Here is an 18,293-nt window from a genome sequence, read left to right on the forward strand (position 1 = left end):
TTTCCCCTTGTGGTTGGCGGCCGGATGCTCGGCCGTCCGTTGCATTTCGGTTCGCCATGAACCGTCCGCGCCCCGCCGTCGAAAGCGTCGGGGCGTGCTGATCGGATGAAGCGTTGGGCGCGGCCGCCATGGCGGCCGCGAGGGTCATGCAGTCGCGGCGGTCACCCGGCCGGGAAGCGGTAGGCGGCGCGTTCGCGCGCGTCGATCTGCTTGACCAGGTTGGTCTCCCAGGCGAGGTACTGGCGCGCGGCGGCCTTGTTGCCGTCGTGGCGGTCGTGCACGAAGAACAGGTAGTCGATGCAATCGGCGTCGGCCGGCTCGTCCGGCGTGGACACCAGCGCCAGGCCGGCAGCCGACCAGCCCGCGGGCGTGCCCAGGTTGGCCTTGACGTCGCGCATGCCGAGCGCGCGCAGGTCCGCCGCGGCCCAGGCAGCCACCGCGCGCTCTTCGGCCAGCAGCACCAGCTGACGCGAGGGATCCAGCGCCAGGTCGGCGAAACGCGGCCGCACCGACCAGCGCGCCCCGTCGATGTGCTGCGCGCGATAGCGCATGCTGGGACGGATGTCGAGCAACTGGGCGCCTTGCGCCTGCGCGTCGACCAGGGCCGCGTCGTCGAGCAGCGTCAACGCGGGCTCCGCCGCCGAGGCGAGCGGCGCTTGCAGGTCGGCGGCCACGCCTTCCCGCAACACGCTCGCGTCCCAGCCCATCTGGCGCAGCCAACTGGCCACCACCGGCGCGCGCACGCCTTCGCCATCGAACACCACGATGCGCGCGCCGCGCACCGCCAGGTATTGGTCGGTGGCCTGGATCAACTGGCCGCCAGGCGTGTGCTGGGCGCCTGGCAGCGAGCCGCGCGCGAATTCCTCGGCACTGCGCACGTCGCACAGGAAGGTGCTGCGGCTGGCGTCGTCGAGCCATGCGCGTACCTGCGCGGCATTCACTTCCGGCACGCCATGACGACGCGCCAGGCCGGCCGAGCGCTGCGCCAGGTCGGGCAGGTCCGCGGCGGCAACGGCGTCGTCGTAGCGGCGGCTGGCGCCGTGGTCCAGCTTGAAGTCCGCCAGATACCAACCCTGCGTGCCGTTCTCCAGCGCATAGACGGGGTTGGGCACGCCCAGGTTGATGAGCGTCTGCGCGCCGATGATGCTGCGCGTGCGGCCGGCGCAATTGACCACGATGGTGGTGTTCGGGTCGCGCGCCAGCGTGTGGGCGCGCAGCGCCAGCTCGCCGTTGGGGCAGCAGATGCCGCCCGGAATGCTCATCTTCTGGTACTCGCTGTAGGGCCGGCCGTCCAGCACGATCAGGTTGTCGCCACGGCGCTGGCGCTCGGCCAGCTCGGCGGCGCTGATGCGCGGGGTGTGGAAAACCTCTTCGGCCAGTTCGCCAAAGGTCTTGCTCGGCACGTTGACCCCGGCGAAGGCCGCATAGCCGTCGCGCTGCCATTGCGCGATGCCGCCGGCGAGGCGATAGACCCGCGTGTAGCCCAGGGCGCGCAGCGCTGTCGCCGAACGCGCGGCGACGTCGTCATCGCCGCCTTCGTCATAAACCACCAGGCGCACGTCGCGACGCGGCGCCAGGCGCGCGATGTCTGCCTCGAGCCGGCTGAACGGCACGGGGGCCGCGTAGAACAGATGGGACTCACCGTACTGGCCATGCTCGCGCACGTCCAGCAGCGCAATCTCGCCACCGTCATGCAGCCAGCCCTTGAGGGTGTGCGAGTCGATATCGGCCAGTTTCAGGTCGGAATGGGAATGCATCGTTAAATCCGCAGGGAATCGGGAGAATGGGAGTTCGGGGCCTGCAGGCTCGGCCGCAATTGGCCGAATGCCTGTTCGAGGTCGGCGATCAGGTCGTCCGGGTCCTCCAGGCCGATATGCAAGCGCAACATGGCGCCGTGCGCGGCGACGGGCAGGGAGCGCGCCTTGGCCAGATTGACGGGAATCACCAGGCTTTCGAAGCCGCCCCAGGAAGCGCCGATGCCGAACAGGCGCAGCGCGTCGATGGCGCGTTCCATGTCGGCGTCGGTGATGCCGGCGGCGAACTCAAGCGTCAGCAGGCCGTTGGCGCCCGAGCATTCGCGCCGCCAGACCGCATGCGCGGGATCGTCGGGCAAGGCCGGGCACAGCACGCGCGCCACTTCCGCCCTGCCCTGCAGCCACTGCGCCACGCGCAGGGCGCTGCGGGCGTGCTGCGCCATGCGCAGCGGCAGCGAGCGCATGCCGCGCAGCACCAGGAAGGCGTCGTCGGCGCCGACGGTCTGGCCGAAGTCGATGCTGGCGCGTTCCAGCGCGCGCCAGGCGCGGGCATTGGTCACCACCGCGCCCATCATCACGTCGGCGTGGCCGCCCAGGTATTTGGTGGCGGCGAGGATCGAGATATCCGCGCCCAGCGCCAGCGGCTGGCATAGCAACCCCGACGCCCAGGTGTTATCCACAGCCAGCCAGCAATCGTGGCGCCGCGCCAACTCGGCCAGCTGCCGCAGGTCCGGCATCTCGTAGGTCAGCGAGCCGGGCGACTCGGCATAGATCATGCGCGTATTGGGACGCAGCAGCTGCGCCAGGCCGGCGCCGTCCGGCCGATAGAAGGTGAATTCGATGCCCAGCCGCGCCAGGTGCTCGGCGCAGAAGCGGCGCACCGGTTCATAGACCGCGTCGGTCACCAGCACATGGTCGCCGGCGCGCAGATAGGCCAGCAGCACGACGGCGATGGCGGCCTGACCCGTGGGATACAGCTGGGCGCGATGGCCCTGCTCCAGCTCGACCAGCGCGTCTTCCAGCGCGTGCGTGCTGTCGGTGCCGCGCGCGCCGTACGACGGCAGGCGTTCCTGTTCGCGGCGGGCGCGGGTGTCACGCCAGGCCGCGACGCTGTCGAACACAAACGTGCTGGCGCGCGTGACCGGGGTATTGACCCAGCCGGCATGGGGACGCCCGGCGCGCAGCAGGCGCGTCGCGGGCCGCAGGGGCTTGTTCATGATGCTCAGCGACGCGTCTGCACGCCGATCGGCATGACCTTGCAGGTGCCTGCCGCCAGGTCGAAAGCGAGTCGTTCGGTCAGCGTCTCCAGGGCGCGGCCATACATGTGCAGGTGGCGGATGACGCTGTCGCCCTGGATCTCGACGGCATGGATGTCGTCGGGCATCAGCGCGATGCCGGTGCCGGGTCCCACCACCACGGTGCCGGTCTTTTCCAGGCGGCCCACGCCCGGCACCGAACCGTCGTCGGTGCGATCGTAGACGTAGTTGTATTCCACCCCTTCCACGGCGGCGATACAGGCCCAGGTGGTGTGGTTGTGCGGCACGATCTGCTTGCCGGGGCGCATCACGTTCAGGTAGAGCGCATAGCGCTTGTCGGCGTCTTCGCCGATCAGGTAGCGCGCCTGGCGCTCGCCCTCTTCCGGCGCCGGGTAGCGGTCCTGGCCCCACCAGTCGGTGTGGCTGGCCAGGTCGATCAGCTCATCCAGCACGGCCTTCAGGCTGTCGCGGTTCAGGCCCTTATTTCCTAAAGTATTTTTAATATTTCCGATGGCAGTGTCGATGCCCTGCTGGTGGGGGTGCGTGGTGCTCACAGTGATTTTCCCTCGTGTTTCATGAGTTATTTCAGCCACTGTATCGCCGCAAGCGAGGTCCAACAATTTAAATTGCCTTAATATTCCATAAGCGTTTCTAATACTTCCCCTGCCCTTTGCTGCACCCGCCATGCGCCATCTCGACCTCGACCTGCTGCGTACGCTGACCGCGATCGCGCGCCACGAAACGTTCTCCGAGGCCGCCAACCGGCTGCACAAGACGCAATCGGCGGTGACGCAGCAGATGCAGCGGCTGGAAGCGACGCTTGGCCTGCCCTTGTTCGAAAAGCAGGGCCGCAACAAGATCCTGTCCTCGCATGGCAGGCGGCTGGTGGAATACGCGCGCCATATGCTTGCCATCAACGACGAGGCGTTGCGCGCGCTGCAGGACGGCCCGCTGGAGGGCGACCTGCGCCTGGGCGCGCCGCTGGATGTGGCGGACACCATCCTGCCGACGCTGCTGACTCATATCGCGCGCTCGGCGCCGCGCGTGAAACTGGAGATCCGCACCGACCGCAGCCCGTTCCTGATGGACGCGCTACGCGCGGGTGAACTGGACCTGACGATCTCGACGCGCTTCGACCAGGACTTCGAAGGGGTGGCATTACGCACTTCGCCCACGGTGTGGCTGGCTTCGGCCGACTATGTCCACGATGTGACCGCGCCCGTGCCACTGGTGCTTGCTGACGAGCCCAGTATCTTCCGCCGGCTGGCGTTGACGGCCCTGGAACAGGCGCAAGTACGCTGGCACACCAACTACGTCGCGCCCAACCTGGTCGGCATCAAGGCCGCGCTGCGGGCAGGCTTGGGCGTGACGGCGCGCAGCGTCGAGCTGCTGGCGCCGGAAATGCGGGTGCTGGGAGAAAAGGAGGGGCTGCCGCCCTTGCCGGACGTGACCTACTTCCTGTGGATAAGGCGCGACCTGATCAATCCGCTGACGCGGCAGGTCTATGACATGTTGCGGACCAGCCTGGGGCTGGCGCATGGCGCGGATGCGCCGGTCGGTCCATGACGCTGGCGCGGGCATTCAAAGGCGGCCCCTTGAATGCCCCGCGTATCTCAATAACGATCGAAGCAGCGCTGCAGCGCCGCGGTGTCGCGCGTGACGCATAGTGCCAGCATCAGCAGGATCCTGGCCTTCTGCGGATTGAGATCGCCGGCGGCGATGAAGCCGAGCGCCGCGTCGTCCAGTTCGACATCCCGCGCGACGAAGCCGCTGCCGGTACGGCTGGACCGCGCCACCGCGACGCCGGCGGCCGCGGCGCGCGTCAGACCGTCGATGGCCAGGTCGGTGGCGTTGCCATCGCCCACGCCGGCCAGCACGATACCGTCGGCGTGGCGGGCGATGAAGTCGATGACGTCCGACTGCAGATTGGCGTGCGCATAGACGACGTCCACCCGGGGCCAGCCGGCCTGTTCCAGCAATGCGAGTGAAAACTCGCTTTGTGTCGTATGCGTGGTGGTGTTGCGCGAATAGAAGCACGGCGTGCCGCCATGCATCACGCCGGCTCGACCGCGATTGGGCGACGCGAAAGCGTTGATGCCGGCGCTGGCGATCTTCTGGATCTCCCGGGCATAGTGCACGTCTTCATTCATGACGACCAACGGACCGCGGCCGCGCGCGTCGGGATGGCGCGCCAGCGCCACCGCGTTGTACAGGTTGGCGGGACCTTCCGCCCCCAGCGCGGTGGCCGGACGCATCGCGCCCACCAGCACCACCGGCTTGTCGTGCTGAATCACCAGGCTCAGGAAGTAGGCGGTTTCCTCGAGCGTGTCGGTGCCGTGCGTGATGACGATGCCCGCAACGGACGGATCCGCGCACAAGGCCTCGACACGCTGCGCCAGCGCGCGCCACACGTCGTGCGTCATGTTCTGGCTGCCGACGTTGGCAACCTGCTCGGCGCGGATCTCGGCCAGGTTCGACAATTGCGGCACCGCCGCCAGCAGATCGCCCACCGAGAACGAACCGGCCTTGTAACCGGCGGACGTGGCATCGGCCTGGGCGCCGGCGATCGTGCCGCCGGTGGCCAGCACCGCGATAACGGGCAGCGCCTGCTCAGGCATCGACCACCCCGGACAGGCCTTGGCGCTCGAGCAGCGAATTCAGATGTTCCCAGCCGTGGAAGTCGATGACGATCTGGCCCTTTTCCTTGGCGCCGACCTTGAGCGCCACGCGCGTGCCCAGGTGATCGGACAGCGCTTCTTCCAGGCGCGTCAGGTCGCGCGACACGCCGTTGGCCTTTTTCTTGGGCGAGGCGGCGCTCTCGGCTTCCTTGGCGGTCTTGGCGACAAGCTTTTCCGCTTCGCGCACCGACAGGCGACGCGCGATGATCTGGTTGGCCAGCTGGATCTGCGTGGCCGCGTCCACCGCCAGGAGCGCGCGCGCATGGCCCATGTCGACATCGCCGGCCAGCAGCATGGTCTGCACCGCCGACGCCAGGTTCAACAGGCGCAGCAGGTTGCTGGTGGCCGAACGCGAGCGGCCGATGGCCTGCGCGGCCTGCTCGTGGGTCAGGCCGAATTCGTCCAGCAGGCGGCGCACGCCATGCGCCTCTTCGAGCGGATTGAGGTCTTCGCGCTGGATGTTCTCGATCAGCGCCATGACGGCCGCGTTCTCGTCGGCGACTTCGCGCACCAGCACCGGCACTTCCTTCAGGCCGGCCAGCTGCGCGGCGCGGAAACGGCGTTCGCCCGCGATGATCTCGTAGTGGCCGGGCGCATCGCTCAGCGCGCGCACAAGAATGGGTTGCATGATGCCTTGTGTGCGAATCGACTCGGCCAGTTCGCCCAACGCGCCCTCGTCCATGCGGGTGCGCGGCTGGTATTTGCCGGCCCGCATCTTCGAAACAGGCAAGGTGGACGGCAGACCCTCGGGCTTGGCCGGGGCCTTGCCGATATTGTCGATGGCAGGCGCGTCGGCGCCCAGCAAGGCGTCGAGTCCGCGACCCAATCCCTTGGGTTTCTTGGTGGCCATAGTTAAATCCTCTTTCCTTCTGTTTTTGGTATCCCGAGCCGGGGCTCAGGCGGCCGCCTGCTCGGCGGGCAGGCGGTACCAATACGCGTAACAGTCTTTGAAACCGTAGCGGCCATACAAAGCGCGCGCGGCGGTGTTTTGCGGCTCCACCTGCAGGTAGGCCGTGCTGGCGCCGTCTTCGACGCACAGCGCCAGCAGATGATCGACCAGCATCGCGGCGTATCCCTTGCGCCGCTGCGCCGGGTCCGTCACCACGTCGAACAGGCCTGCCAGATCACCGTCGCGCACGGCCATGCCGCCGGCCACGCAGGCGCCAGCGGCGTCGAATGCCAGCACCGGCAGGATATCCACAGCCAGGCCTTCCAGGCGCGCTTGGTGCTCGGCGATGTGCTCGGGGCGGGATTCGCGCATGCGTCCGACCGCCGCCGCGAAGCGGGCGGCGTCCACCGTCCTGAAAAGCAGATCGCCCCGGGCGGCCAGCCTGGGGGCGAGCGGCATGCTCATGACTCGGGTCTCTTCGGTAAGGAGGTAACCCCGGGAAGCCAACTGGGCATCCAGGGAGAAATCGGGGCCGATGGAGGTCAGGCGCAACACCATGGGCAAGCCATGGCGCGCGTACAACGTTGAACAATACGCCAGCCGCTCATCGAGCGGACGTGTGGATAACCCCAGCACATTGATGCTGCGTACCCGTTTGGCCGAAGACGGCGCGTAACGCACCAGCCAGCCATCGTAGAGCACCTGCGCGCGCACCGCCGTGGCGTTGAGCGCGGCCTCTTCCAGCCGCACGCGCAGCGCGTCCCGCGCATCGGCGGGCGGCGTGCGGGTGGCGTCCGGGGACAGGCGGATGACGGCGGACATGATGCGGACAGCTTATTTGTTGAGTTCGCGGACGCGCTCGATCATCTCGGCGCCAAAAGAGATGTACGCCTGCGCGCCACGCGAGGCACGGTCGTACACCACCCCGGGCATACCGTAGCTGGGCGCTTCGGCCAGGCGCACGTTGCGCGGCACGACGGTCTTGAAGACCTTGTCGCCGAAGTGCGATTCGAGCTGGGCCGACACCTGCTGTTGCAGGGTCATGCGCGGATCGAACATCACGCGCAGCAAGCCGATGACGCGCAGGTCGTCGTTGATGTTGCGATGCACGCGCTTGATGGTGTTGACCAGGTCGGACAAGCCTTCGAGCGCGAAGTACTCGCACTGCATCGGGATGATGACGCCGTGCGCCGCGGCCAGGCCGTTCAGTGTCAACAGCGACAGCGTGGGCGGGCAATCGATGAGCACGAAGTCATACTGACTGCCGACGGTGTCGATGGCGGCCTTGAGCTGGCGCTCGCGTTCGTCCATCTGCACCAGGTCGATCTCGGCGCCGGACAGTTCTCGGTTGGCGGGCAGCACATCGTAGCCACCCGACTCCGAGCGCACGCGCGCCTGTTCGATGGTGGCCTCGCCGATGAGCACCTGGTACAGGTTCGACTCGAGCGAATTCTTGTCGATGCCGCTGCCCATGGTGGCGTTGCCCTGCGGATCCAGGTCCACCAGCAGCACGCGTTGCTTGTGCGTGGCCAGCCCGGCCGCCAGGTTGATGGCGGTGGTCGTCTTGCCGACGCCGCCCTTCTGGTTGGCGATGCAGAAAACGCGGGCGGTCGAGCTGGGGGGTAAGTTCTTCATAGGGTTCCTTGACTGCGGCGCATCCAGATCAGGCAGCGTTCCGCTTGCAGCTCCGGCACCTGGAGCGGCTGTATGTGGTCGACCTGCCATTCACCACGCGCGTGCAGCGCCTGGATTTCATCATCCGGGACCTTGCCCTTCATGGCGACGAGGGTACCATCGTTGCCCACATGTCTGCCTGCGAGCATCGCAAAATCCTCCAAGGAGGCGAATGCCCGCGACGTCACAATGTTGCAGCCGGCCGGTTCCAGCGTTTCGATGCGCGCATGGCGCGCCTGCAGATTCGGCAATGCCAGCGTGCCGGTCATCTGCCGGACGAATGCGGTTTTCTTTTCAACGGCGTCGATGCAGGTCACCGACCATTCGGGCCGCATGACGGCCAGGACCACGCCCGGCAGGCCGCCGCCGGATCCGACGTCGTAGATCTTCGCCGGCGTGCCGGGCGCGCCCAGCGCCTGGCTGAAAGGCCCCACGGCGGCCAGGCTGTCGAACAGGTGCTGCACCAGCATCTGCCGTGGATCGCGAATCGCGGTCAGGTTGTAGGTCCGGTTCCAGCGCTGCATCTGCGCCAGGTAGTCGAGCAGCTTGGCGGACGCCGCGGCGTCCGCCTGCAGTCCGAGCTGCTCGAAGGCATGCGAGAGGCGGCCGGCCATGTCCGCGCCGGCCGGGTTGGGCTGGGCGCTCATGCGGCTTGCTTGCGCGAGCCGTAGTGCAGGCGCTTCAGGTGGATGAGCAACAGCGAGATCGCCGCCGGCGTCACACCCGAGATGCGGCCGGCCTGTCCGATGGTCTCGGGCCGGTGGGTCTTGAGCTTCTGGCGCACCTCGAACGACAGGCTGGTGACGGCGTCGTAATCGACGTCCGCCGGAATCGGCTGCTGCTCGTGCGCGATCTGCTTCTGGACTTCGTCCTGCTGGCGGGCGATGTAGCCCGCGTACTTCACCTGGATCTCGACCTGCTCGGCCAGCACCTCGTCGGCGGACACGCCCGGACCGGCCAGCAGCGTGCCGTCGACGTTGCGGGCGGCCATCAGCGCTTCATAGGAAACATTGGGCCGTTTCAGAAGGTCTGCAAGTGAGTACTCACGTTCAATCGCCTTGCCCAATAGCGGTTCGGCCACTTCCTGCGGCAACACGCGGGGATTGACCCACGACGACTTCAGGCGTTCAACCTCGGCCGCGACAGCGTCGCGCTTGCGGTTGAAGGCATCCCAGCGGGCATCATCGACGATACCGAGCTGGCGGCCGATTTCGGTCAAGCGCAGATCGGCATTGTCTTCGCGCAGGCTGAGGCGATATTCCGCGCGCGAGGTGAACATGCGGTACGGTTCGGTCACGCCGCGCGTGACCAGGTCGTCCACCAGCACGCCCAGGTAAGCTTCGTCGCGGCGCGGCGTCCACTGCTCGCGGTCCAGCGCGAACAGGGCGGCGTTGACGCCGGCCAGCAGGCCCTGGGCCGCGGCTTCTTCGTAGCCGGTGGTGCCGTTGATCTGGCCGGCAAAGTACAGGCCGGCGATCGCCTTGGTTTCCAGCGTGCTCTTCAATCCACGTGGATCGAAGTAGTCGTATTCGATGGCGTAGCCCGGGCGCATGATATGTGCGTTCTCCAGGCCCGGCAGGGAATGGATCAGCGCCAGTTGCACGTCGAACGGCAGGCTGGTGGAAACGCCATTGGGATAGACCTCATGCGTGTCCAGCCCTTCGGGTTCCAGGAAGACCTGGTGCGATTCCTTGTCGGCGAAGCGGTGAATCTTGTCTTCGATCGACGGACAGTAACGCGGGCCAACGCCTTCGATGACGCCGCTGTACATCGGCGAGCGGTCCAGGCCGCCGCGGATGATGTCATGGGTACGGGCGTTGGTGTGCGTGATCCAGCACGGCAGTTGCCGCGGGTGCATGGCCACGTTGCCCATGTAAGAGAACACCGGGATCGGATCCAGGTCGCCGGGCTGCTCTTCCAGAATGCCGTAGTTGATGCTGCGGCCATCGATGCGCGGCGGCGTGCCCGTCTTCAGGCGCCCTTGGGGCAACTGCAATTCCTTCAGGCGCTGCCCCAGTGAGATCGCGGGCGGATCGCCCGCACGGCCACCGGAATAGTTCTGCAGTCCCACGTGGATCAAGCCATTCAGGAACGTGCCGGCGGTCAGCACCACCGTCTTGGCGCGGAACTTCAGGCCAACCTGGGTCACGGCGCCCACCACTCGGTCGCCCTCCACCATCAGGTCTTCCACCGCTTGCTGGAACAGCCAGAGGTTCGGCTGGTTCTCCAGGCGGCCACGGATGGCCTTGCGGTACAACACCCTGTCTGCTTGGGCTCGGGTGGCGCGCACGGCCGGGCCCTTTGAACCGTTCAGAATACGGAATTGAATCCCTGCTTCGTCCGTCGCCAACGCCATCGCACCGCCAAGGGCGTCGACTTCTTTGACGAGGTGGCCCTTGCCGATCCCGCCAATGGAGGGATTGCAGGACATTTGGCCTAGGGTCTCGATGTTGTGGGTCAGCAGCAGCGTCTGGGCACCAGTGCGTGCCGCAGCCAGCGCCGCTTCGGTACCGGCGTGGCCGCCACCGACGACGATGACATCGAATTCGCGGGGATAATCCATGATGGGGAGATAAGAGAGCGTTCGGTGCTCATTATAGAGGCAGGGGGGGCATGTTTCACGTGAAACATGCCCAAGCAGGGAAAAGCTGGCCGAGATGAGCCGAGCGTGTGCAAATTGGCAACGGGGCATGGGTCGCACGGCGTTTGAATATGTCGGCAATTGCCGGTGTTCGGGGATGTTCCACGTGAAACAGCAAGCGGAACAACGCTCTGCCGGGATGTTTCACGTGAAACATCGACTGCGTAGTTACGGCTGGGCTTGTCCAATACCGGTCATCATCCAGGAAAAGAGAACAGTGCCTGAGGCTGAGCGCGAAGCATCTTTCCGCACGAAAAGTGGGGAGCGCACTCGGCTAGCGATGTTTCACGTGAAACATCGCCGTCTTCGGGTTGCCGTGACCAGACTAGCTTCCGTTAAGCAGCCCTGCCCTCTTGCCGCCAGTCAACCTCAACGGGGGACTGTGCTCGTGTTTCACGTGGAACATTGCTTCCTTCCACCGTAAGGTTGCGTCGTCGGTGGCGTAGCGTTCCAAATCGCGCCGCCCCCCAGGTCAGCATCTGACACCCCAGCGTGCTTCCGCCCGTAAGCACGTGCCGGAGCACCTAGCCCCGGATCAATCTTCACAAATCCTCCCACTGCCATTCAATGTTCCACGTGAAACAACACAGATAAGAGCCTAAGTGCCTCTGTGAGACGCCGACCAGGCGGTGGACAGTTTCGGTGACATCTCGGTTTGGCACGTAAAGGGCATCTTCAAATCCAGCGCCTGAGTACAGTTATATCGATGTTCCACGTGAAACCAATGTCGAGAAAAAAGCGATTTTTCCATCCCTACCTCTACCCCACCCCTGAAATGTCGAATTTTTCGCCGTTTCATGTGAAACAGCGCGCTGCCAGACATCAACCACCGAGGCGTCCATCCTCAACACACATGCGCTTATTCGAACCGCGCGCTCTGAATATCACCCGTCATTCCCGTGAAACATTGCACCCCTAGGACAAACTTGTCGCACCTTCGCGGAGGCAATACCTAAGCGCCGCCAGGAATCGACAAAGCGTATGGGAGACCTGCCATACGGGCCTTGGTCTATTTTTGGCGTCCCCAGAGAATTGATTCGCCCGTAACGGCGCCTTGGCAGCGCACAGCCAGGTCGGCTATCGGCGATTTCTGCCGGATCGGGGGACCCGCCCCGTGGCGACCCGCATCGGCGACTTATCAACACCCGGCGTCACATTCAAGACCCGGTTTCACGTGGAACAACTCTGGGGATAAGTTACTCGTCCGGCCCGGACTAGTTTGCCGCGCTGGGTAAAAGGCGCAACGGCATTCTTCTCGTCACGGCAAATACCCAGATTCAGGAAAACACACAAAACCCCAAAGAGGTTGGAAAATTCGCCCCGACTCACATCCCGGGAACCCGTAACCGACGCGGCCATGAACCAGGAATTCCGGGCGTCGACGAAGGCCCACAAATCGGTGGAAAAAGATGTGGATAAGCCTGGACTATCGGCTCGATAAAGATAGCCTGGAGGGACGCGGCTGAGCCCGGCAATCAGTGACTCCGGATCTCGAATATGAGCCGCGAATTCAGGGCGGCCGCCGCGGGAACTTCAACATCGGCCAAGGGTCCAATCGCCGCCCGGATCTCTTCCTGGTGTTTTCCACATGCCGATCCCCCGGGCCGAGCCACCATCGCCGCGCTGTGCATAACTATGGACAGGCGACGCTTGAGGGGACAACTATCTTGCCTCTCTCCCCTCCTTCGCGCCATCATCCTTTCGGCTGAGACCCGCGAACAGGTGCCGAGCTTAATTGCTCGCGCTGTCGAAAAGTCATCGGGCCGTCGCGCGGGTCAAAATCTCTTCCACATGAAATATCCCCGCGTCCCAGAGCGGCGATCCGCCGCGACAATTGCACCGCGCGGGAATCGACTTACCCTGTTCCAGCACCGCTATCCCCATTTCTATCCACAGGTTGAGCGCCCCTCTTTTGGCTATCCCGGGTGTCATTCTGTGCATAACCAGCATGGGGATATCTTTGTGAACAACCACCGCTGGAAGCGTGCAACATCGGCTTAGCGGCCCGGCAAAGGGCCCTCTGGCAAGCAGCGGCTATGGCCGTCCCGACACCGAAAATCGGGCGTAAGCGCCTGGTTTTCATAGGGAAAAGCACTCTTCTGGCTCGGTTCGCACAGGCTCGCCAGTATTGGCAGGGCGTGTTGCACGTCTTCAGGACAACGCGTCGGACTCATCACAAAAATGTGCAAAACCGTCATCCGCAAATCGTTGTTGCTTCATTACTGCGCAACGAATTGCTCATGTCCCAAAATAATTATCCACAAACTTATCCAAGGGTAGAAAATATGTTAGTGAACACTAACAATCGCTGTGGAACGCCCACACAGCCGCCCCGCGCCAAATGAAACAACGCCCCAGACCGTGAGGTTCTGGGGCGTTGTAGCCAGGCCTGGCCTGGCGGACGGGAAATTGGGATTTCCCGATTTAGAGCGGGCGAATTTCGGCCGCTTGAGGTCCTTTCGGACCATCCTTGACTTCGAATTCGACTTCCTGACCTTCGTTCAGGCTGCGATAGCCGCGGCCCTGGATGGCGGAAAAGTGTGCGAAAACATCGGTACCGCCGGCGTCCGGCGTGATGAAACCGTAACCCTTGTCAGCGTTGAACCACTTAACTTTGCCCTTCTGAGCCATTTTCCTAGCGTCCTGTAATTAACGAGATGCAATGAATCAAGGACGCCGTGAGAACTGAACGACCGGTAGGGATACCTGCGTTGCTGCTGCGTTCTCGCTTGCCGCAAAAGCGGCAGACAAGTCCGCGCGCTGCTTGAATCAACTGCGGAAACCAGCATACTCACCCCACATTACAGAGTCATATAGTTGTTTTCCCCAATGTCGTATTTTTCTGACTGGAAACCCAATACCGCTACGCGGAATTTGCCTGCCGCCGCGCCAGCCATGCATACATCGGACCCGTGACGAGCACGACGAATACCATGCGGGTCACGTGGAATGCGGTAACCACCGGCACGCCCAGCTGCAGCACCTTGGCCGTGATCGCCATCTCGGCGATGCCGCCCGGCGTGGTGCCCAGGATCAACGTCGGAATCGGCGCCGCAGACCATAGCGACAGCAACGCGCCCAGGCCGAATGCCAGCGCCAGCGCGACCACCGTGAACGCCGCCACCACCGCGATGAAGCGCGGCGCGGCGCGAAAGAAGTCCGGCCGATACCGATCGCCCAAGGACCAGCCGATCAGCAGTTGGCCGATCTTCGGCACGTAGTCCGGCAACGCCGACAGTTCAATGCCGAACGCGGTCAACGTCATCGCCACCAGCATCGGCCCCAATACCCAGGGATTGGGCCAACGCAGCTTCATGAAAAGCAGGCCGCCGACACAGGTCAGCGCCACCAGCTCCGCCAGGCCCGCGCCATGCACGGTACGCGGCCCCGGCACGGTGGGATCCAGGCCTGCCACGCCCCACCACTGGAAGATGAACGGCACCGTCACCACCACCAGCAGCACCCGCACACTGTGCGCAGTCGCCACGCGATCGATACGGGCGCCATGGCGCTCGGCCAGGCTCGCCATTTCGCTGGCGCCGCCGATCGCCGATGCAAACCAGGCGGTCTTGAAATCCGCATCGGTGTAGCGCCGCAGCAGCGCCGTGCCGATGAATGCCAACCCCAATGCGAACAGCATGCCCGCAAGGATGGGGCCGGCATTGCTGCCGATATGACCGATGACCTGTGGCGTGAAATACAGGCCCAGCGAGGTGCCGATGACCCATTGGCCGGCGTTGCGCGCCGGCCGTGGACACACGGTGCCGCCGCCCGCGATGCGCACCGCCGCCGTCAACAGCAGCGCGCCCAGCATCCATGGCAAGGGCAGATGCGCCCATACCGCCAGCAACGCGCCGGCCAGCGCGATCGCCAAACCGCCAACGACCCTCCACCACCTGTTCCGAAACACGATACCGCCCACGCCATAAGCTCATGAGAATCCCGAATTATGAGTTAGTGGGATACTTACGAAAACTCTTGCGCACACCCAGCGTTCCTTTTCGCGTCCACCATGATCCGATCCAAACTTCCCGACGTCGGCACCACCATCTTCACCGTCATGAGCCGCCTGGCCATCGAGCACAAGGCCATCAACCTGGGCCAGGGCTTTCCGGACTTCGATCCCGATCCCGCGCTATGCGCGCTGGTCAGCAAGGCCATGGCCGACGGCCACAACCAGTATCCCTACATGCCAGGCGTGGCGCCGTTGCGCGAGGCCATCGCCGCCAAGACGCAGGCCCTGTACGGCCGCGCCTACGATCCGGAAACCGAGATCACCGTCACCAGCGGCGCCACCGAAGCGCTGATGGCCACCGTGCTGGCCGCGGTCAACAGCGGCGACGAGGTCGTGGTCATCGAGCCGTGCTACGACTCCTACCTGCCCGCCATCCGCCTGGCCGGCGGCACGGCCGTGCCGGTGCCGCTGCGCGCGCCGACCGCGGACGATCCCTACTACCGCATCGACTGGCAGCGTGTACGCGACGCCATCACGTCGAAGACCCGCCTGCTGATGCTGAACTTTCCGCACAACCCGACCGGGGCGGTGCTGGACGACAGCGACCTGGATGCGCTCGAAGCCATCGTGCGCGATACCGGCGTGCTGCTGGTGTCGGACGAGGTCTACGAACACATCGTGTTCGACGGCAAACCGCACGCCAGCGTGGCGCGCCGCCCGTTGCTGGCCGAGCACGCATTCGTGATCTCGTCGTTCGGCAAGACCTATCACACCACCGGCTGGAAGATCGGCTATTGCTGCGCGCCGCGCCAGCTCAGCGCCGAGCTGCGCAAGGTGCACCAGTTCATGGTGTTCACGGTCCCGTCGCCGATGCAGTTCGCACTGGCTGAATTCATGCGCGACCCCAACCCTTACCTGGCGCTGCCGGCCTTCTACCAGGCCAAGCGCGACCGCCTGTCGCAAGGCCTGGCCAAGACACGCTTCAAGCCGCTGCCCAGCCCCGGCACCTTCTTCCTGCTGGCAGACTACAGCGAAATCTCCAAGCAGAACGAAGCGGACTTCGCGCGCGACCTGACGGTGCGCCACGGCGTTACGGTGATTCCGGTTTCCGCCTTCTACCAGAAGCCCGACGCGGCCGAATCGAACCATCGCATCGTGCGCTTCTGCTTCGCCAAGAAGGACGCCACGCTTGATGCGGCGCTGGAACGCCTGGCGCAGGTCTGAGAACGTCTCGGATCAAGACAAAGCGCCCTGTCCGGGCGCTTTTGTTTTGTCTCGACACAAAACGCGGCGATGAAAAAAAAGGAGCGCCGCGGCGCTCCTGAACGACCTCCGGCGTGACAGGCTCCGACGTCGCGCTGCCCCGTGCCGGCGGGGCCGCGGCGCGGAACCCGTCACACCGGTTCGGCGGCAACCTTCCTGGCCCGGCGCGCGCGGCGCAGTATCTGCGGCACCACCACGACGGCGATGGCGGCCGTCCACAGCGCGATGGCGACCGGGCTGGCGAACAGCACCGACACATTGCCGTCGGTCATCGACAGGGCGCGGCGCAGGTTCTGTTCCATCATGTCCCCCAGCACCACGCCCAGCACCAGCGGCGCCATTGGCACGCCGAACTTGCGCAGGAAGTAGCCCAGCGTGCCGATGCCGGCCACCAGCAGCAGATCGAACGTGCCCGCGTTGATCGCGTACACGCCGATGTAGCTGATGCACAGGATGCCCGGCACCATCAGCCAGCCCGGCACCGACAGCACCTTCGAGAACAGGCGCACCATGGGCACATTCATGACGAACAGCAGCACGTTGGCCACGAACAGCGAGGCGATCAGGCCCCACACCAATTCCGGCTTGGAATCGAACAGCACCGGCCCCGGCGTGATGTTGTAGAGCGTCAGCGCGCCCATCATCACCGCGGTGGTGCCCGAACCCGGCACGCCCAGCGTCAGCATCGGCACGAAAGAACCGATGGCCGAGGAAGTGGCCGCAGCTTCGGGCGCGACCAGGCCGCGCATGTCTCCCTTGCCAAACTTGGCATCGGGATCCTTGGCTTCGATGATGCGCTTTTCCTGCGAATAGGCCACGGCGGCGGCCACGCTGGCGCCCGCGCCCGGCAGCACGCCCACGCCGAAGCCGACGAAGGCGCTGCGCACCACGCTCCACCAGGTGAAGGCCAGCTCTTTCAGGTTGAACAGCTTGCGGCCGCTGGGCTTGACCTCGACACTGTGACCCGCCATCACCTTCTCGAGCATCTCCAGCATCTCGCTGACCGCGAACAGCGCGATCACCACCACCACGAAATCGATGCCGTCGGCCAGGTGCACCGAGTCGAAGGTGTAGCGGTATACGCCCGAATTCGCATCCACGCCAATCACCGAGATCGACAAGCCGATCATCGCCGCCAGCACGCCCTTGATGGGCTGCTTGCCGAGCAGACTGGTCAGGCAGCAGAAGGCGAAGATCATCAGCACGAAGTATTCGGCCGGACCGAAGGCCAGCGCCCATTTGGCCAACAGCGGCGCCAGCAGGATGATGCCCACCACCGACACGATGGCGCCGAAGAACGCCGACCACGCCGACAGCGACAGGGCGACGTTGGCCAGCCCCTGGCGCGCCAGCGGATAACCGTCGAGCGTGGTCATGATGGCGCTGGCCTCGCCCGGCACGTTCAGCAGGATCGAGGTGATGCGGCCGCCGTATTCCGCGCCGACGTACACGGCCGCCAGCAGGATCAGCGCGGTCTCGGGCGGCAGGTTCATGGCGAACGCGATCGGGATCAGCATCGCCACGCCATTGATCGGGCCCAGGCCGGGCAGCACGCCGACCATGGTGCCGAAGAATGAACCGATCGCGGCCACCAGGATGTTGGTCCACGACAGCGCCACGCCAAAACCGATCGACAGGTGATCGAGGATTCCGCTCATATCAGGTTCTCCAGCAGTCCGCCGGGCAGGACCACGTCCAGCACCTTGTCGAACAGGACAAAGAAGAAAGCGCTCATGACGATGCCGCCGATCGCGCACTTGGCCCAGCCGCCGCCGAACAGGCGGCCGACGAAGACCGTCATCAGCGCGGTGGCGATGATGAAGCCGAGCCACTGGAACAGGAACGCATACGCCGCGGCGAACACCACCATCAGCGCGATGCGACCATTGGCGCCGGCGGGATTGGGCTCGACCGCGTTGCCGCCCTTGTAGGCCAGGCGCAACCCGCACAGGCCGATGATCAGCGCCAGCAGCAGCGGGAAGGCGCGCGGGCCCACCGGTTCATAGGCGAACGGTGCCTCGATGCCCCACCCCGCCCAGGTCATGAAGGCCGCCAGCGCCAACGCCGCGATGCCCAGTATTCGATCGTTCATGATCAGCTTTCCGTTAGTAGAAGGACCGCGCGGCGCAAGCCCGCCCCGGCCGCCGGTTGCGGGCCGGCGGCACAAGGTGCGCGTTCACCCG

The 18,293-nt window shown here is 65.1% G+C and carries 15 protein-coding genes; 2 read left to right on the forward strand and 13 right to left on the reverse strand.

Translation table 11 applies throughout. From position 1 onward, the window contains the following. Positions 1-161: 161 nt before the first annotated feature. From AruCF_RS28755 to AruCF_RS28765, 3 genes are read right to left on the reverse strand one after another with little or no spacing between them, the layout of a single operon-like run. On the reverse strand, positions 162-1,757 hold the full coding sequence (locus tag AruCF_RS28755; protein WP_049077289.1) for a rhodanese-like domain-containing protein: 1,596 nt from the start codon (positions 1,755-1,757) through the stop codon (positions 162-164). 2 nt (positions 1,758-1,759) lie between these two features. Further along, positions 1,760-2,971, reverse strand: a complete 1,212-nt coding sequence (metC, locus tag AruCF_RS28760) for a cystathionine beta-lyase (RefSeq protein WP_049077292.1) — start codon at positions 2,969-2,971, stop codon at positions 1,760-1,762. A 5-nt stretch (positions 2,972-2,976) separates the two neighbouring features. Continuing rightward, positions 2,977-3,564: a cysteine dioxygenase family protein gene (locus AruCF_RS28765; RefSeq protein WP_049077295.1), complete on the reverse strand. Its 588-nt coding sequence runs from the start codon at positions 3,562-3,564 to the stop codon at positions 2,977-2,979. 130 nt (positions 3,565-3,694) lie between these two features. Between AruCF_RS28765 and AruCF_RS28770 the strand changes: the two genes are divergently transcribed. Beyond that, on the forward strand, positions 3,695-4,576 hold the full coding sequence (locus AruCF_RS28770) for a LysR substrate-binding domain-containing protein (protein ID WP_049077297.1): 882 nt from the start codon (positions 3,695-3,697) through the stop codon (positions 4,574-4,576). Between the two features lie 47 nt (positions 4,577-4,623). On the opposite strand, the gene AruCF_RS28775 is transcribed toward AruCF_RS28770, so the two are convergent. From AruCF_RS28775 to AruCF_RS28810, 8 genes are all read right to left on the reverse strand, one after another. Next, entirely contained in the window at positions 4,624-5,628 is a 1,005-nt protein-coding gene (locus tag AruCF_RS28775) for an asparaginase (RefSeq protein WP_049077298.1), read from the reverse strand. Further along, positions 5,621-6,538, reverse strand: coding sequence for a ParB/RepB/Spo0J family partition protein (locus tag AruCF_RS28780; protein ID WP_026382435.1), 918 nt, complete (start codon positions 6,536-6,538; stop codon positions 5,621-5,623). The genes AruCF_RS28775 and AruCF_RS28780 overlap by 8 nt, the downstream gene beginning before the upstream one ends. A 45-nt stretch (positions 6,539-6,583) precedes the next feature. Beyond that, positions 6,584-7,399 (reverse strand): GNAT family N-acetyltransferase, encoded by an 816-nt coding sequence (locus AruCF_RS28785; RefSeq protein ID WP_049077302.1) that lies wholly within the window; start codon positions 7,397-7,399, stop codon positions 6,584-6,586. Between the two features lie 12 nt (positions 7,400-7,411). Next, positions 7,412-8,212 carry a ParA family protein gene (locus AruCF_RS28790; protein ID WP_049077304.1) on the reverse strand — a complete coding sequence of 267 codons (801 nt, stop codon included), beginning with the start codon at positions 8,210-8,212 and terminating at the stop codon, positions 7,412-7,414. Further along, the gene (gene rsmG, locus AruCF_RS28795; RefSeq protein ID WP_049077308.1) at positions 8,209-8,898 is read right to left on the reverse strand and encodes a 16S rRNA (guanine(527)-N(7))-methyltransferase RsmG; all 690 of its coding nucleotides are present in this window, start codon (positions 8,896-8,898) and stop codon (positions 8,209-8,211) included. Before rsmG ends, AruCF_RS28790 begins: the two co-directional genes overlap by 4 nt. After that, positions 8,895-10,814: a tRNA uridine-5-carboxymethylaminomethyl(34) synthesis enzyme MnmG gene (gene mnmG / locus AruCF_RS28800; RefSeq protein ID WP_049077310.1), complete on the reverse strand. Its 1,920-nt coding sequence runs from the start codon at positions 10,812-10,814 to the stop codon at positions 8,895-8,897. The genes rsmG and mnmG overlap by 4 nt, the downstream gene beginning before the upstream one ends. A gap of 2,502 nt (positions 10,815-13,316) precedes the next feature. Next, positions 13,317-13,523: a cold-shock protein gene (locus AruCF_RS28805; protein ID WP_006389561.1), complete on the reverse strand. Its 207-nt coding sequence runs from the start codon at positions 13,521-13,523 to the stop codon at positions 13,317-13,319. Between the two features lie 232 nt (positions 13,524-13,755). Beyond that, positions 13,756-14,766, reverse strand: a complete 1,011-nt coding sequence (locus tag AruCF_RS28810) for an AbrB family transcriptional regulator (RefSeq protein ID WP_235432720.1) — start codon at positions 14,764-14,766, stop codon at positions 13,756-13,758. A 138-nt stretch (positions 14,767-14,904) separates the two neighbouring features. Between AruCF_RS28810 and AruCF_RS28815 the strand changes: the two genes are divergently transcribed. Further along, positions 14,905-16,071, forward strand: coding sequence for a pyridoxal phosphate-dependent aminotransferase (locus AruCF_RS28815; protein ID WP_049077314.1), 1,167 nt, complete (start codon positions 14,905-14,907; stop codon positions 16,069-16,071). A gap of 170 nt (positions 16,072-16,241) precedes the next feature. Here AruCF_RS28815 and AruCF_RS28820 read toward each other — a convergent pair whose 3' ends face one another. Then, complete coding sequence (locus AruCF_RS28820) at positions 16,242-17,768, reverse strand: tripartite tricarboxylate transporter permease (RefSeq protein ID WP_049077317.1); 1,527 nt, start codon at positions 17,766-17,768, stop codon at positions 16,242-16,244. Beyond that, positions 17,765-18,202, reverse strand: coding sequence for a tripartite tricarboxylate transporter TctB family protein (locus tag AruCF_RS28825; RefSeq protein WP_049077319.1), 438 nt, complete (start codon positions 18,200-18,202; stop codon positions 17,765-17,767). The genes AruCF_RS28820 and AruCF_RS28825 overlap by 4 nt, the downstream gene beginning before the upstream one ends. Positions 18,203-18,293 lie beyond the last annotated feature (91 nt).

The organism is Achromobacter ruhlandii (genome assembly GCF_002082135.1).
Lineage (GTDB): Bacteria > Pseudomonadota > Gammaproteobacteria > Burkholderiales > Burkholderiaceae_B > Achromobacter > Achromobacter ruhlandii.

Bases quoted from the DNA above. Each gene is read 5' to 3' on its own strand.
- AruCF_RS28755 (WP_049077289.1), bottom strand. From the start codon at position 1,757: ATGCATTCCCATTCCGACCTGAAACTGGCCGATATCGACTCGCACACC.
- metC (WP_049077292.1), bottom strand. From the start codon at position 2,971: ATGAACAAGCCCCTGCGGCCCGCGACGCGCCTGCTGCGCGCCGGGCGT.
- AruCF_RS28770 (WP_049077297.1), top strand. From the start codon at position 3,695: ATGCGCCATCTCGACCTCGACCTGCTGCGTACGCTGACCGCGATCGCG.
- AruCF_RS28775 (WP_049077298.1), bottom strand. From the start codon at position 5,628: ATGCCTGAGCAGGCGCTGCCCGTTATCGCGGTGCTGGCCACCGGCGGC.
- AruCF_RS28780 (WP_026382435.1), bottom strand. From the start codon at position 6,538: ATGGCCACCAAGAAACCCAAGGGATTGGGTCGCGGACTCGACGCCTTG.
- AruCF_RS28785 (WP_049077302.1), bottom strand. From the start codon at position 7,399: ATGTCCGCCGTCATCCGCCTGTCCCCGGACGCCACCCGCACGCCGCCC.
- AruCF_RS28790 (WP_049077304.1), bottom strand. From the start codon at position 8,212: ATGAAGAACTTACCCCCCAGCTCGACCGCCCGCGTTTTCTGCATCGCC.
- rsmG (WP_049077308.1), bottom strand. From the start codon at position 8,898: ATGAGCGCCCAGCCCAACCCGGCCGGCGCGGACATGGCCGGCCGCCTC.
- mnmG (WP_049077310.1), bottom strand. From the start codon at position 10,814: ATGGATTATCCCCGCGAATTCGATGTCATCGTCGTCGGTGGCGGCCAC.
- AruCF_RS28805 (WP_006389561.1), bottom strand. From the start codon at position 13,523: ATGGCTCAGAAGGGCAAAGTTAAGTGGTTCAACGCTGACAAGGGTTAC.
- AruCF_RS28815 (WP_049077314.1), top strand. From the start codon at position 14,905: ATGATCCGATCCAAACTTCCCGACGTCGGCACCACCATCTTCACCGTC.
- AruCF_RS28820 (WP_049077317.1), bottom strand. From the start codon at position 17,768: ATGAGCGGAATCCTCGATCACCTGTCGATCGGTTTTGGCGTGGCGCTG.
- AruCF_RS28825 (WP_049077319.1), bottom strand. From the start codon at position 18,202: ATGAACGATCGAATACTGGGCATCGCGGCGTTGGCGCTGGCGGCCTTC.